Source organism: Nonomuraea jabiensis (assembly GCF_014204795.1).
GTDB lineage: Bacteria > Actinomycetota > Actinomycetes > Streptosporangiales > Streptosporangiaceae > Nonomuraea > Nonomuraea jabiensis.
The window spans coordinates 5,367,995-5,381,611 of record NZ_JACHMB010000001.1; the positions used below are offsets into that span (position 1 = coordinate 5,367,995).

General features: G+C 71.6%; 13 protein-coding genes. 4 read left to right on the forward strand and 9 right to left on the reverse strand.

The genetic code is table 11. The annotated features are described in order from the left end of the window. Window positions 1–416: 416 nt before the first annotated feature. The gene (locus HD596_RS24775) at window positions 417–1,784 is read right to left on the reverse strand and encodes an MFS transporter (RefSeq protein WP_185071711.1); all 1,368 of its coding nucleotides are present in this window, start codon (window positions 1,782–1,784) and stop codon (window positions 417–419) included. 73 nt (window positions 1,785–1,857) lie between these two features. Here HD596_RS24775 and HD596_RS24780 point away from each other — a divergent pair, with 73 nt between their 5' ends. After that, a complete protein-coding gene (locus HD596_RS24780; protein ID WP_221519497.1) occupies window positions 1,858–2,880 on the forward strand; it encodes an ROK family transcriptional regulator in 1,023 nt (340 codons plus the stop codon). Window positions 2,881–3,154: 274 nt separating this feature from the next. On the opposite strand, the gene HD596_RS24785 is transcribed toward HD596_RS24780, so the two are convergent. From HD596_RS24785 to HD596_RS24800, 4 genes are all read right to left on the reverse strand, one after another. After that, a complete protein-coding gene (locus HD596_RS24785; RefSeq protein WP_313044674.1) occupies window positions 3,155–4,288 on the reverse strand; it encodes a M20 family metallopeptidase in 1,134 nt (377 codons plus the stop codon). Further along, window positions 4,282–5,262, reverse strand: coding sequence for an AbgT family transporter (locus HD596_RS60450; protein WP_313044675.1), 981 nt, complete (start codon window positions 5,260–5,262; stop codon window positions 4,282–4,284). Before HD596_RS60450 ends, HD596_RS24785 begins: the two co-directional genes overlap by 7 nt. 219 nt (window positions 5,263–5,481) lie before the next feature. Beyond that, window positions 5,482–6,909, reverse strand: a complete 1,428-nt coding sequence (locus tag HD596_RS24795; RefSeq protein WP_185071713.1) for an ATP-binding protein — start codon at window positions 6,907–6,909, stop codon at window positions 5,482–5,484. Next, the gene (locus HD596_RS24800; protein ID WP_185071714.1) at window positions 6,906–8,555 is read right to left on the reverse strand and encodes an NAD(P)/FAD-dependent oxidoreductase; all 1,650 of its coding nucleotides are present in this window, start codon (window positions 8,553–8,555) and stop codon (window positions 6,906–6,908) included. Before HD596_RS24800 ends, HD596_RS24795 begins: the two co-directional genes overlap by 4 nt. Before the next feature lie 78 nt (window positions 8,556–8,633). Here HD596_RS24800 and HD596_RS24805 point away from each other — a divergent pair, with 78 nt between their 5' ends. Continuing rightward, window positions 8,634–9,206, forward strand: a complete 573-nt coding sequence (locus HD596_RS24805) for a TetR/AcrR family transcriptional regulator (protein WP_185071715.1) — start codon at window positions 8,634–8,636, stop codon at window positions 9,204–9,206. A gap of 6 nt (window positions 9,207–9,212) precedes the next feature. On the opposite strand, the gene HD596_RS24810 is transcribed toward HD596_RS24805, so the two are convergent. Then, window positions 9,213–9,974 (reverse strand): SDR family oxidoreductase, encoded by a 762-nt coding sequence (locus HD596_RS24810; RefSeq protein ID WP_185071716.1) that lies wholly within the window; start codon window positions 9,972–9,974, stop codon window positions 9,213–9,215. 8 nt (window positions 9,975–9,982) lie between these two features. Beyond that, the gene (locus HD596_RS24815; RefSeq protein ID WP_185078703.1) at window positions 9,983–10,867 is read right to left on the reverse strand and encodes an RNA polymerase sigma-70 factor; all 885 of its coding nucleotides are present in this window, start codon (window positions 10,865–10,867) and stop codon (window positions 9,983–9,985) included. Window positions 10,868–10,955: 88 nt separating this feature from the next. Between HD596_RS24815 and HD596_RS24820 the strand changes: the two genes are divergently transcribed. Next, window positions 10,956–11,630 (forward strand): ThuA domain-containing protein, encoded by a 675-nt coding sequence (locus HD596_RS24820; protein ID WP_185071717.1) that lies wholly within the window; start codon window positions 10,956–10,958, stop codon window positions 11,628–11,630. Here the strand turns inward: HD596_RS24820 and HD596_RS24825 are convergent. Then, window positions 11,620–12,033, reverse strand: a complete 414-nt coding sequence (locus HD596_RS24825; RefSeq protein ID WP_185071718.1) for a TIGR03668 family PPOX class F420-dependent oxidoreductase — start codon at window positions 12,031–12,033, stop codon at window positions 11,620–11,622. The two genes, HD596_RS24820 and HD596_RS24825, sit on opposite strands and share 11 nt — an antisense overlap. A 76-nt stretch (window positions 12,034–12,109) precedes the next feature. On the opposite strand from HD596_RS24825, the gene HD596_RS24830 reads away from it, so the two are divergent. Then, complete coding sequence (locus HD596_RS24830; RefSeq protein WP_185071719.1) at window positions 12,110–12,994, forward strand: prenyltransferase/squalene oxidase repeat-containing protein; 885 nt, start codon at window positions 12,110–12,112, stop codon at window positions 12,992–12,994. On the opposite strand, the gene HD596_RS24835 is transcribed toward HD596_RS24830, so the two are convergent. Beyond that, complete coding sequence (locus HD596_RS24835) at window positions 12,991–13,611, reverse strand: MerR family transcriptional regulator (protein WP_185071720.1); 621 nt, start codon at window positions 13,609–13,611, stop codon at window positions 12,991–12,993. The genes HD596_RS24830 and HD596_RS24835 overlap by 4 nt on opposite strands. Window positions 13,612–13,617: the final 6 nt, after the last annotated feature.

Below are 13,617 nucleotides of genomic sequence, written 5' to 3' on the forward strand. Positions count from 1 at the left end.
TCCCGCGATGACTGCATCGCTCGGGCCCCGCCCACCCCGGAGTACTCCCACGCCCTCGTCGACCTCGCTCCAGGTGCGGGGCGAGCCGCGGCAGCCATTCGTGCTCGCGATCCACCTGCCCGACCCACCGGGGATAGCGCGGCAATCGTACGGACATGTCCGTGCCGAGCCGGAACGTCGCGTTGTCCATCCCGGATCGCGGCACGGCGGAGAGAGGCAGACCGGCCCACTGGGGGAACTGCGCCTCCAGTAGGCGGCGGACAAGGGCCTCATCGATCAGCAGGGTGGTCGGGGTCGAGCGTTGGCACGGACGTCTCCTTCTGAGGAGAGCGGTGCGATCAGCAGGTGGCCGGGGTCAGGCGTCGACACGGACGTCTCCTTCTGAGGAGAGCGGTGCGATCAGCAGGTGGCCGGGGTCAGGCGTCGACACGGACGTCTCCTTCTGCGGGAGAGGTGCGGGAGGGGCGCAGGACCGGGGCGAGCAACGTCAGCAGCACGACCACGCACGTGATCAGCGCGAACGCGGTGGGGTAGCCGAGCGCGCCTGCGACCCAGCCCGTCACGGCCGGGGCGATCAGGCCCGACAGGTACGTGATCGTCGCCACGCCCGCCACGCCCTCGCCCGGAGTCGTGCCCGCGTTGCCCGCCGCCGCGATCACGAGCGGCACGATCACCGCGATGCCCAGCCCGACCAGGGCGAACCCGGCGATGCCGAGTGCGGGCGTGCGGGCCGCGACCACGAGGGCGCCACCGACCGCCGCCACGGCACCGCCCGCCCTGACAGTCGCCACCGGACCGATCCGGCGGATGACGTGGTCGCCCAGCAGTCGCGTGCTCGCCATGCAGAGCATGAAGACGGTGTATCCGGCGGCGGCCAACCCGGGACCGGCGGCGGTGACGGCGGTGAGGTAAACGGCGGACCAGTTCGAACTGGCGCCCTCCGCGAACGTCGCGCAGAACCCGACCAGCCCGATCACCAGGATCCCGCGCGTGGGGAGCGCGAACCGCCGCGGCGCCGGCACGTCGCGCCGGGCACCCGCCCTCCCGCTGTCGGGGAGGGGGTTATGCCCGGAGCTCGCTATTCCGCTGTCGGGAAGGGGAGTGTGCCCGGCCCCTGCCATTCCGCTGTCGGGAAGGGGAGTGTGCCCGGCCCCTGCCATTCCGCTGTCGGCGAGGAGGCCGCGTCCGGCCCCTGCTATCCCGCTGTCGGGAGGGGGGTTGTGCGCGGAGTCCGCCATTCTGCTGTCGGGGAGGAGGCCGCGTCCGGCCGCCGCTCCGAGGCCGAGTAACGCGAGCGACATGGCTCCGAGGTGGATCCGGGCGTCGATGCCCGCGTGTGCGGCCAGGGCGCCGAGTCCGCCGGCGGCCAGGCTGCCGACGGACCACATGCCGTGCAGCCCCGACATGATCGAGCGGCCCAGATGCCGTTCGAGGAGGACGGCGTGCGCGTTCATCGCGACGTCGCACATGCCCGCCGCCGCCCCGAACAGCAGGAAAGCCCCGAACAGCCACACGGGCGACGGCGAGAGCGCGGGGAGGGCCAGACCCGCGCACCACAGCGCGAGGAGGACGCGGGTGGCGGCGCGGTTGCCGAAGCGGTAGGCGAGGCGGCTGGCCATCGGCATGCCCACGAAGGCGCCGATCGACGGGCACAGGAGGGCGAGGCCGAGGGCGCCAGGGGTGAGGTGCAGGTGCTCCTGGATCCAGGGGATGCGCGTGGACAGGCTGCCGGCGACGGCGCCGTGCGCGACGAAGACGGCCGCGATGGCACGGTGATGGCTCATGAGCCGAAAATTATCAGGCAGGCTTCCTGATGAAAAGAGGTTTTAGGCAGGGTTCCTGATTATTATGGGGACCGTGAAGACCGCCACCCCCGCCCTGGCCCGAGCGATCAACGACCGGCTGGCCCTCGACCTGCTGCTGGAGCACGGGCCGCTGACCGCGCCCCAGCTCCGCACGCTGACCGGGTTGTCCAGGCCCACCGTGTCCGACCTGATCGAACGGCTCATTGCGGGTGGCCTCGTCGAGGTCACGGGCGAGAGCGGCGAGGTTCGGCGGGGGCCGAACGCACGCCTGTACGGGCTGGTGGCGGACCGGGCCCACGTGGCCGGGGTGGACGTACGGCGCGACGCCGTCAACGTCACGGTCGCCGACATCGCCGGGCGGGTGGTCAGCGAGGCCAGTACGACGATCGGCGCGAGAGCCGACCTGGCGGCCCTCATCGCGAAGGTGGTCGGGGACGCGGTGGGCCGGCGGGCGCTGGACACGGTCGTGGTCGGAGCGCCGGGGCTGGTCGATCCGCGTGATGGGGAGCTGGTGTCGCCCAACGACGTGCCCGGGTGGCGGCGCGGCATGATGGGGTCCGTACGCGAGCGCCTGGGCGTGCCCGTGATCCTGGAGAACGAGGTCAATCTCGCCGCCATCGCCGAGCTCCGCACCGGAGCCGCCGTCGGGAGCGAGGACTTCGTGCTCCTGTGGCTGGACGACGGGGTGGGAGCGGCGGTCGTGCTCGGGGGCCGGCTGCGCCGGGGGGCGTCGGGCGGCGCGGGGGAGATCGGGTTCCTGGAGGTCGGGGGTGTGGCGTTCTGCGAGCTGTTGAACGCCGAGATCACACGGAGGTTCGACCAGGACGAGCTCGCCCGGCGGATCGCCCAGGGTGCCTTCGCCTACGCCACCCTCCTCGACCCGGGGCTCGTCGTCCTCGGCGGGAGGACGGGGCATGAGGGCGGGGACGGGCTGGCCGAGCTGGTGGCCGACCACTTGCGCGCCCTGGCCCCGGCGCCCACGGAGGTCCGCGCCAGCACGGTCACGGGCAACGCGGTCCTCCAGGGTGCCGTGCTGACCGCCCTCGACGTGGCCCGCGACCGCGTCTTCGGCTGACGTTCCTGTCACGTCCTGCCTGGTGGTCGAACCGCCGACCCCGTCCGCCCGACCCCGGTCTGTCGACCCGGTCTCCCGATTGCGACACTCGGCGGTGACCTCCGGCGGTGACCTCCGGCGGTGACCTCCGGCGGTGACCTCCGGCGGTGACCTCTGGCGGTGACCTCTGGCGGTGACCTCCGGTGGTGGGCTCCGGCGGGGTGACGTGCCGCTTGTGAGTGCCCCGCGCCCATCCTGAGGCCGTCGGGTGGGCGGTTGCGTTTCCCTGGAGGGGTCAGGTGAGGGCGGTGATCAGGCCTATGGTCAGTGCCGTGCGTTCCGCGATGTGCTCCACCAGCACATGCTCGTGCCGCGCATGCGCCCCGTCCCCCACCGCACCCATCCCGTCCAGCACCGGCCGGCCCAGTGCCGAGACGAAGTTCCCGTCGCTGGCGCCCCCTACCGACACCTCGTCCAGCAGCCAGCCGAAGCTGGCCGCCACCTCCTGGGCCTCCTTGAACAGTCGCTGGGAGGCTGCGTTCGGTGTCATGGGCGGGCGGTTCCACTCGCCGGTGGCCGAGATGGTTACCCGGGGGTCCGACGCCTTCAGGCCGGCGAAGACGTCGTCGATTCGTCCCATCTCGGCTGGATCCGTGACGCGTACGTCGATTCCGCAGCTCGCGTCCCCGGCTGTCACGTTGCGTCCGGTGCCGCCGCTGATCAGGCCGACGTTCACGGTGGTCCCGCGCTCGCGGGAGCCGGCCCGGGCCAGGGTGGTGACGATCTCGGCCAGGGCGTGGATGGCGCTCGCCCCCGCGTACGGGTCGAGCCCCGCGTGCGCCTCCACCCCGGTCACGCTCACATTGAACAGCCCCACGCCCTTCCTGGCGGTCTTGAGCGCTCCGTCCTGGGAGGCTTCGAAGACGAGGGTCGCCAGCGCGTACTCGCTGGCCGCCTCGATGTGCGCGCGAGAGGCGGGGCTGCCGATCTCCTCGTCCCCGTTGAAGAGGTAGCGCACGCTCGGATGCGGCAGCCCGAGCTCGCGCAGCCCGCGCAGGGCCCAGATCGACTGGACGAGGCCCGTCTTCATGTCGAACACGCCGGGCCCCGTCGCCTTGCCGTCCACCACCGCGAACGGCCACGCGGCCAGCGTCCCCGTCGGCCAGACGGTGTCGTAGTGGCTGAGCATGAGCACGGTGCCGGGCGCGGTGCCCCGGTAGATCAGCTCCAGGATGTCGCCGTACGACCCGCCGTCGTGCAGAACCTCCTCGTCCGGTGTCCCGAGGCGTTCGACGGCCCGGCCGCGGATCTCGCGCAGCCCCTTGACCAGCATGGCCTTGTCGTAGCTGTGGGTTTCCAGCTCCACCGCGGCCTTGAGGTCGTCGAGCATGGCCGGGAGGGCCTGCCGGGCCCAGTCGGTGATCAACACGAGGTCCTTTCTAGGGAATCGGGAGGTGGAAAGGAGGCGGAGGAGTCCGGGGAGGAGGCGGAGCGGGAGAGTTCCGCGGAGGGCGGGAATGCGGGGGAGGTCGGGAAGTGGGAGCCAGGGGCGAGGGGGAGGCCGAAAGCTCCGGGGAGGAGGAATCGGAGAGTTTCCGAGGAGGAGCGGGAGACGAGGGAGTACGGGAAGCCCGGGAACCGCAGGGAGGAGGGGGAGGCCGGGGAAGTGGGGGCCGGGGGCGAGAGGAGGCCGAAAGGTCCGGGGAGGAAGTTTCGAGGAGGAGCGGGCGACGAGCGAGTCCGGGAAGCTCGGGAACCGCGGGAAGAGGGGGAGGCCGGGGATGAGGAGGCTGGGGGCGAGGGGGAGGCGGTTGGCGGGGCGATGGGTATTGACTCGACCTGGCGCGCCAGCACGCGCTCCGTGACCACGGTGATCGTGGCCGCCAGCACCAGGGAGGAGGCCAGCGAGAAGAAGTAGTTGGCCAGCGGCGTCACCGCATAGGCCGGATCGACGGTATGCGCCGCAGCCGTCGTGAGCCCCGACAGGATGGCGTCGGTCGGCGTGATCAGCGGGTTGGCGTCGTACCCCGCCGAGATCGACACGGACGCCACCACGATGCCCAGGAGCGGGCTGCGCCCCACCGCGCGGAAGGCCAGCGCGCCGAGCGGGATGAGCACGACGTACGCGGCGTCGGAGGCCACGTGCGCCACCATGCCGGTGAACGCCGGCGCGAACGTCACCCACTTCGGCGACACCCTCGACACCCCGGCGCGCAGCACGGCGGCCAGCAGTCCCGATCGCTCGGCGACCGCGACGCCGAGCATGACGACCAGGATCGTGCCGGGCGGCGGGAACGAGGTGTAGTTCGTGACCGCGTCCCCGACCATCATCCGCACGCCGTCGGCGGACAGCAGGCTCTCGGCCACGACGGTCTTGCCCGTCGCCGCATTGACCGCCGGCACCCCCTGCCGCCGGCAGACCCCAGCTGACCAGCGCAAGTAACGCGGCCAGGATGGCGAACAGCCAGAACGGATGGGGCAGCCGGTTGCCCAGCCGCTCGATCCCGCCCAGCAGCCGAAGGAGCGCGTTCAGGGACCCCGAACGAGTCACCATCTCGGACGCGCCTCCTTCCCGCATTTCGGTCAACCATTACATGCGGTAAGGAAGCGTCCTGACAAGAGTCAGGTCAAGGCGACCGGCTCGCGGAGCGGGAGCCGTACCTCGAACCAGGTCTCGCCCGGAACCGAGCGCACCTTGATCTCCCCGCCGTGCCGCCCGGCCACGATCCGGTACGAGATGTCCAGGCCGAGACCCGTGCCCTGACCCACGCTCTTCGTCGTGAAGAACGGCTCGAAGATCCGGTCCTTGATCGCCTCGGGCACGCCGGGGCCGGTGTCGCCGATCTCGACGATGGCCTCGTCCTCGTCGTGCGCCGTGCGGATCGTGAGCGTGCCCTCGTCGCCCATCGCGTCGAGCGCGTTGTGGATGAGGTTCGTCCAGACCTGGTTGAGCTCGCCCGCGTAGCAGGGGATGGGCGGCAGCGTGCGGTCGTAGTCGGTGACCACGGTGATGCCCGGCGGGATCTTGCCGCGGAAGATCGCGACCGTGCTGTCGAGCAGGTCGTGCACGTCGGCCTGCTGGAACGGCGCCCGGTCCATCTGGGAGTACTGCTTGGCCGAGCCGATCAGCGACGTGATGCGCTCGGTGGCCTCGGTCACCTCGTTGAGCATCTGGGAGATCTCGATCGCCTTGGCCAGCCACTGCACCGCGGCGGGAGCGCGGTCCTCGCCCACCTTGGCGCGGATCTTGTCCAGCGCCTCGGACGTGAGCCCGGCGGTGACCAGCGCGGGCGCCAGGTCCCACGCGTCCTCGACGCCCAGCTCCTCCAGCGCTTCGCCCAGCTCGTCCTCGGCGTCGGACATCTCCAGCGGGCTGCGCTGGGGCAGCTTGCCCAGGTTGGCCGTGCAGGACTCCTGCCACTCGATCAGCGTGCGCAGCTTCTCCGGCGGGATGCCCTCCTCGGCGAGCTGGGCTAGCTGGAGCCGCGAGGTCTTGATCAGCGAGCGCAGCTCGCTCGCGGCGCGCACCGCCGCGGCGGCCGGGTTGTTCAGCTCGTGCGTGAGCCCGGCCGTGATCGTGCCGAGCGCGGTCAGCCGCTGCCGCCGGTCGATGATCTCCCTCTGCATCCGGCCGCCCGACAGCATGCCGTCGAGCAGGTGCATCGCCATCGGGAACCACTCGGCCACGATGTAGGCGAACTTCTTGGCCGGCAGCATGAACATCCGCGTCGGCGCGGTGGTCCGCAGCGTGTGCTGGTACGTCTGCGGCGCCCGGTCGCCGAGGTAGGCGCTGGTGGCGCCGCCGTAGACGCCCGGCTGCGACGTACGGGGCATCGCCACGGTCCCGGCGCTGACCGTCTCGCTGATCATCTGGATCTCGCCGTCGAGCAGCACCGCGAAGCACTCGGCCGGCTCGCCCTGCTGGAGGATCACCTCGTCCTGGCCGAACGTGCGTACCTGCCCGCTGTTGGCCAGCTTGGTGAGCTGCTCGTCGTTCAGCCGCTCGAAGAGGAAGAGCTTGCGCAGTTCATCGATGTCGATGTTGGTCATTGCTTCTCCAAGTAGCGATGCACGAGCGCGACGGCCATCGCGCCCTCGCCGACGGCGGAGGCCACTCTCTTGATCGAGTCGGCGCGTACGTCACCCGCGGCGAGCACCCCGGGCACGTTCGTCTCCAGGAAGTACGGCTCGCGCCGCAGCGGCCAGTTACGCGGCCGCTTCCCGCCCTGCACCAGGTCGGGCCCGGTCAGCACGAACCCCTTCTCGTCGCGCTCGATCGTGTCGCCCAGCCACGAGGTGTACGGCTCGGCCCCGATGAACACGAACAGCCACTGCGCGTCGACCGTGCGCTGCTCGCCCTTGGTCGAGAGCGTCAGCCGCTCCAGGTGGTCGTCGCCTTCGCCACCGACGACCTCCGTCTGGAGGTGCACCTCGATGTTGGGGATGGCGGCGATCTGCTCGATGAGGTAGTACGACATGGACTTCTCCAAACCGTCACCCCTCACCAACAAGTTGACCTTGCTCGCGAATCCCGACAGGTAGACGGCGGCCTGACCCGCCGAGTTGGCCGCACCCACGATGTAGACGTCGGTGTCCTGGCAGGAGGGCGCCTCGGTCAGGGCGGCGCCGTAGAAGACGCCCCGGCCGGTGAACTCGTCGAGCCCCGGCGCCTCCAGCCGGCGGTAGGTGACGCCGGTCGCCAGGATCACCGCGTGCGCGGCGATCTCCCCGCCGTCCTTGAACCCGACCACCCGAGCCTGCCCGCGCGGCTCCAGCGAGACGACCTTGCGCGCGGTCAGCAGCTCCGCCCCGAACTTCAGCGCCTGCCTGCGCGCCCGGTCCGCGAGCTGCTGCCCGGAGACGCCGTCGGGGAAGCCCAGGTAGTTCTCGATCCTGGAGCTCTGCCCCGCCTGGCCGCCCGAGGAGTAGGCCTCGACCAGCACGGTCTTCAGCCCCTCCGAGGCGCCGTAGACGGCCGAGCCGAGCCCGGCCGGCCCGCCGCCCACCACGATCAGGTCGTAGAAGTCGGTGGCCGGAGTGGTCGACAGGCCCACCACCGCCGCCAGCGCGGCCTGGTCGGGGGACTCCAGGGTGGTGCCGTCGGCGGTGACCACGAGCGGCAGGTGGCAGCCCTCGCCGGCCGCCTTCACCAGCTGCACGCCCTCCGGGTCCTCCGCCAGCATCCACCGGTACGGCACGTGGTTGCGGGCCAGGAAATCACGCACCTTGTACGACTGCGCCGACCACCGGTCGCCCACCACCCGCAACTCGGACCGCTCGATCCGGTCCGTGCGCATCCAGGCGTCGAGCTGGCCGTCGATCACCGGGTAGAACTTCTCCTCCGGCGGGTCCCACGGCTTGAGCAGGTAATGGTCCAGGTCCACCACGTTGATCGCCTGGATCGCGGCGTCAGTGTCGGCGTAGGCGGTCAGCAACACCCTGCGCGCGTACGGATACATGTCCATGGCGGCTTCGAGGAACTCCACGCCGTTCATCTGCGGCATGCGGTAGTCGGCCAGGATGGCCGCCACCTCGTCGCCCCGCAGCCGCATCTCCCGGACGGCCTCGATGCCGTCCCGGGCCGCCTCGGCGCGGACAATCCGGTATTCCTGGCCGTAGCGGCGTCTCAGGTCGCGGGCCACCGCCCGAGAGACGCCCGGATCGTCATCAACGGTAACGATGACCGGCTTGTCCATGTCTTCTCCCCACTCGTCCCTACAGGAAGCATGTCATGTGCGGGGGAGTCAGTAAGCACTCGCTCATATCATGGTCGGATGCGTACACGCGATCGCATCGTCGACGCCGCCGAGCAGGCGATTCGGGAGTTCGGCATCGCGGGTGCCACCACCAAGCGTATCGCCCAGCAGGCCGGCTGCTCCGAGGCGCTGCTCTACAAGCACTTCGCCGGCAAGGAGGCGCTGTTCCTCGCGGTGCTGCTGGAGCGGCTGCCCGCGCTCCGCCCCGCGCTGGAGCGGCTGCGGGCGAGCATCGGGCAGGGCGACCTGGCCGGCAACCTCGCCGAGTTCGCGCTGATGGCGCTGGAGTTCTACACCAAGGCCGCGGCCATCGCCTCCGGCCTGCTGGCCGACCCGTCGCTCATGGCGGGGTTCAGGGGCATGCTGGCCGCCAACGACATGGGCCCGCACCTGCCGATCCGGGCGCTGGCCGAGATCCTGCGGGCCGAGCAGCGCGGCGGCCGGCTCGACGAGGGGATCGACGCCGACGCCGCCGCGTCGATGCTGATGGGCGCCTGCTTCCACCGGGCGAACCTGTCGTACTACATCGACCTGCCGGAGGCGGACGAGACCTGGGCCGCCGCGATCGCGCGCACCCTGGTGCGCAAGTGACGCCCGTCAGGCGATGACGCGGCTCTCGCCGCCGTCCACCAGCATCGAGATCCCGTTCACGAACGAGGCCCGCTCGCTGGCCAGGAACGCCACCACGTCACCGACCTCCTCCGGGCTGCCGACGCGCCCGATCGGCACCGCCTCGCCCCGCCGGGCCAGCCCCTCCTCGTCGCCCGCCAGCGTCCGCAGCCGATCGGTGTCGATCGGGCCCGGCATCACGTTGTTGACCAGCACGCCGTCGCGGGCGACCTCGCGGGCCAGCGTGCGCACGACGCCGGCCACGGCCGAGCGGGTGGCGTTGGACAGGGCCAGGCCGTCCAGCGCCTCGCGGGCCGACCTGCTGGTGATCGTGACGATGCGGCCCCAGCCGCGCGAGCGCATCTCGGGCAGGACCGCGTACATCAGGCGTACGGTGCCGAGCAGGTTGCGCTGGACGGCCACGTCCCAGTCGGCCAGGCTCGTCTCGTCGAAGCGGCCGGCCGGCGGCCCGCCGGAGCTGGCCACCAGGATGTCGATCGGGCCGAGCACGTCACGCGTCTCCTCGACCACCCGCCGGGCCGCGGCCGGGTCCTCCACGTCGGCCAGCACGGCGTGCACGACCTTGCCGTACTCCTGCAACTGCACGACCGCCTCCGCGAGCCGCTCCGGGTTGCGGGCGGCGACGCAGACGTCGCAGCCCTCCCGCGCGAGGCTCTTGGCGGCGGCGAGCCCGATGCCCGCGCTGCCTCCGGTGACGAGGGCGACCTTGCCCGAGATGCCGAGATCCATAGGGGCGACTATAGATCGTCAGGGGGGGCCGCGACCTCTGCGTCGGGGGTGACGCGGGTGAGCTTGTCGGGGTTGAGCAGGCCGTAGATGCGCGTGATGAGGCCGTCGCGGATGTCGATCAGCACGACCTGGCGGTTGCCCGCGACCCGCGTCCAGAGGGCCGGCTGGCCGTTGACCTCGATCAGCCGGGAGTCGGCGAAGTCGTAGCGGCTGAGCAGGCCGTTGAGGAAGGCCACCACCTTGTGGCGCCCGAGGATCGGCCGCAGCGCGGCCCTGACCTTGCCGCCGCCGTCGTTGTAGGAGACGACGTCCTCGTGCAGCAGCTCGGTGAGCGCCGCGAGGTCGCCGCCCGCCGCCGCGTCCATGAACTTCGTCAGCAGCTCGGTGTGGTCCTCGGCCGACGGCTGGAACCGGTCGCGCCCCTCGGCGAGCCGGACGGAGGCCCGGCGGTGCAGCTGCCGGGCGTTGGCCGCGGAGGTGCCGACGATCTCCGCGATCTCGTCGTACGGGAGCTCGAACGCCTCCCGCAGCACGAACACCGCCCGCTCCGGCGGCGACAGCCGCTCCATCAGGTGCAGGGTCGCGTACGAGACGGTGTCACGCAGCTCGGCCGTGTCCAGCGGCCCCGCCTGCGCCGTCATCACCGGCTCGGGCAGCCACGGCCCCGTGTACGCCTCGCGCTTGACCCGCGCCGAGCGCAGCTGGTCGAGCGCCAGCCGCGAGACCACGGTCACCAGGAAGGCGCGCGGGTCCTTGATCTCGCTCCGGTCGGTGCCCTGCCAGCGCAGCCAGCCCTCCTGCACGACGTCCTCGGCGTCCCACATGCTGCCGAGCAGGCGGTAGGCCAGCCCGAGCAGCATGGGGCGGTGCTCCTCGAAGTCCACGCTTGGCATCATGCCCGGTCACCCAGGAGGGGGCCGAAGCGGGGGATGTGAAAGGTCACGGGTGGAAAAGGCGCGGTAAGCATGATGAGCTTGGCGGGTGGCGAGAAATCTGATCCTGTCAGGAGGCCTGTTCCACGACTTCGCCGCCACGTCGGCCGCGCTCGCGGAAGTGCTCGCCGAGGTGGGGGTCGAGTCGGAGATCACCGAGGACATCGCGGGCGCGCTGAGCGAGCCGTCGGAGGTCCAGCTCATCACCGTCAACGCGCTGCGCTGGCAGATGGGCCACGACCGCTTCGCCGACCTGCGTGACGAGTGGCGCTTCGCCTTACCGGCGCAGGCCCGCACCACGCTCCTCGACCACCTCGACCGGGGCGGCGGGCTGCTGTGCATGCACTCGGCGTCGATCTGCTTCGACGACTGGCAGGGCTGGCCACGCGTCCTGGGCGGCTGCTGGACCTGGCCCAAGTCCCACCATCCGCCGCTGGGGTGGACGGGCGTGCGGGTGCACGGCGATCACCCGGTGGTCGACGGCCTGCGGGACTTCGACGTGGTGGACGAGGTCTACAGCGACCTCGACATCCTGCCGGACGTCGAGCCGCTGGCCTCCTCGAACGGCCAGCCGCTGATCTGGGCGCGGCCGGTGCGGCGCGGCCGGGTGTTCTACGACGCGCTGGGCCACGACACCAGGTCGTACGGCAACGAGGTGCACCGCACGCTGCTCCAGCGGGCCGCGCTGTGGCTGCTGAAGCGGCCCGTCACCATCACGGAGTGAACGACCAGCCGCTCCAGCGGGTCACGTCCACGAGGATCACGGGGCCGCCGGGCCGGTGCTCGCGGTACTGGCCGTACTTGGCCGCCAGCGCGTCGAGCGCCGACTCGCGCTCCGGCCCCTCCTCCACCACCGTGGCCAGGCCGTCGGCGCGGGCCCACCACAGCCGGGCCCAGTCGTCCTCGTAGTGGTCGGCCAGCAGGCTGACGCGCGGGTTCTCCCGGATGTTGCGCGTCCGTCTCAGCTCGGTGGTGGTCTTCGGTTTGTGATCGATCGCGGTCACCACCCGGTCCGCGACCACGGCGAAGGTGACGGGCACCAGGTGGGGCGTCCCGTCGCCGCTCGCCGTGGCCAGCCGCGCCACCCGCTCGCCCCGGAACCTCGCGCGGGCCCGCTCGCCGTCCATGCGCCCATTCTCACCGCAGGCGGATCGGTCCGGAACTTACAAGACCGCATGTCGCGAACGTGGGCACGATGAGCTCATGAACGTGAACCTTTCCGCGATCCCCGGCTTCCTCGCCGGGCACGCACGTGTTCTGGACCGCCGCCGCTACGACCTGCTCATGGGCGACGGCGACGCCGCCTCCGCGCTCGGTGCGCTGGAGGCCTACCGCAACCCCGACGGCGGCTACGGCTGGGGCCTGGAGCCGGACCTGCGCACACCCGAGAGCCAGCCGGGGGCGGCGCTGCACGCCTTCGAGGTGTTCGCGGACGCCGGCCCCGTGACCTCGCCGCGGGCCGCGGAGCTGTGCGACTGGCTCGACTCGGTCACGCTGGCGGACGGCGGGGTGCCGTTCTCGCTGCCGCTCACGGTCGGCGAGGCCACCGCGCCCTGGTGGGCGGGTGGCGACGCGGACACCTCGTCCCTGCAGATCACCTCGATCTCCGCGGCCGCCGCCCACCGCGTCGCGGCCCACGACCCGGCCGTCGCCGCGCATCCGTGGCTGGAGCGGGCCACGCGATACTGCCTCGACGCGATCCAGGAGCTCGACCAGGCGCCGCACGCGTACGTGCTGGCGTTCGCGGTGCGCTTCCTCGACGCCGTGTACGACACCCAGCCCAGGGCGGCCGGCCTGCTCAAGCGGCTCGCCGCGCACATCCCCGCGGACGGGCGGGTGCCGGTCGAGGGCGGCACCGAGAACGAGACGCTGCGGCCGCTGGACTTCGCGCCCCACCCGGGCCCGGCCCGCGACCTGTTCGAGCCCGACGTGATCGCGGCGGACCTCGTACGGCTGGCGGGGCAGCAGAAGGACGACGGCGGATGGGATGTGGACTACGCGCGCATCTCCCCGGCCGGGGCGCTCGACTGGCGCGGGGCCGTCACCGTGAACAATCTCGCCCTGCTGCGCGAGAACGGCCTCGTCTAGGGGGACAGGCGGCGGGCCGACTCCGACTCCTGGGCCATGCGGCGCAGCGCCTCGAACGCCTTGCCGTACAGGACGGTGCCGAGCACCAGGGCCTCTACGGCCGCGTCGCGCGGGCCGTCGAAGGGGATGGTGTTCATCTCGACCTCGGAGACGAGCTTCTGCGCGATCCCGACGTACGGCTTCAGGTCGACGGGCAGGCCGAGCTGGCGCATCCGGACGATCGTCTGGGCCAGCTCGTCGCGGGCGGGGGCGGCCGGCGTGACGTCCCAGCCCTGGTCGGCGATGAGGCGGTCCACCTCGTCGCGGGCGATCTGCCACTCCTCGCCGGGTTCGGGCTCGACCGTGGCGCTCAGGGCGTAGTGGGCGGTGCCGAGCAGCAGGTGCAGGGGGAGCGACTCGTCCTCGACTGCTTCGATGATCTTCTTGATCGAGGCGACGGGGAGCCGGCCCACTTCGAGCAGGGCTCGGATCAGGCGGAGTCTGCGCAGGTGGGACTCGTCGTACTCGGCTCTGGTCGCGGCTGTCTGCTCGCCGGGGTGCAGCAGGCACTCGCGGAGGTAGTACTTGATCGTCGGAATGGCCACACCGGACTTGGCGCTGAGTTCGGAGATGCGCATCACTAG

Coding starts and splice junctions, on each gene's coding strand:
- HD596_RS24825 (WP_185071718.1), bottom strand. CDS start 12,033: ATGGACGGCGAGCGGGCCCGCGCGAGGTTCCGGGGCGAGCGGGTGGCG.
- HD596_RS24805 (WP_185071715.1), top strand. CDS start 8,634: ATGCGTACACGCGATCGCATCGTCGACGCCGCCGAGCAGGCGATTCGG.
- HD596_RS24795 (WP_185071713.1), bottom strand. CDS start 6,909: ATGACCAACATCGACATCGATGAACTGCGCAAGCTCTTCCTCTTCGAG.
- HD596_RS24835 (WP_185071720.1), bottom strand. CDS start 13,611: ATGCGCATCTCCGAACTCAGCGCCAAGTCCGGTGTGGCCATTCCGACG.
- HD596_RS24810 (WP_185071716.1), bottom strand. CDS start 9,974: ATGGATCTCGGCATCTCGGGCAAGGTCGCCCTCGTCACCGGAGGCAGC.
- HD596_RS24800 (WP_185071714.1), bottom strand. CDS start 8,555: ATGGACAAGCCGGTCATCGTTACCGTTGATGACGATCCGGGCGTCTCT.
- HD596_RS24830 (WP_185071719.1), top strand. CDS start 12,110: ATGAACGTGAACCTTTCCGCGATCCCCGGCTTCCTCGCCGGGCACGCA.
- HD596_RS24815 (WP_185078703.1), bottom strand. CDS start 10,867: ATGCCAAGCGTGGACTTCGAGGAGCACCGCCCCATGCTGCTCGGGCTG.
- HD596_RS24775 (WP_185071711.1), bottom strand. CDS start 1,784: ATGAGCCATCACCGTGCCATCGCGGCCGTCTTCGTCGCGCACGGCGCC.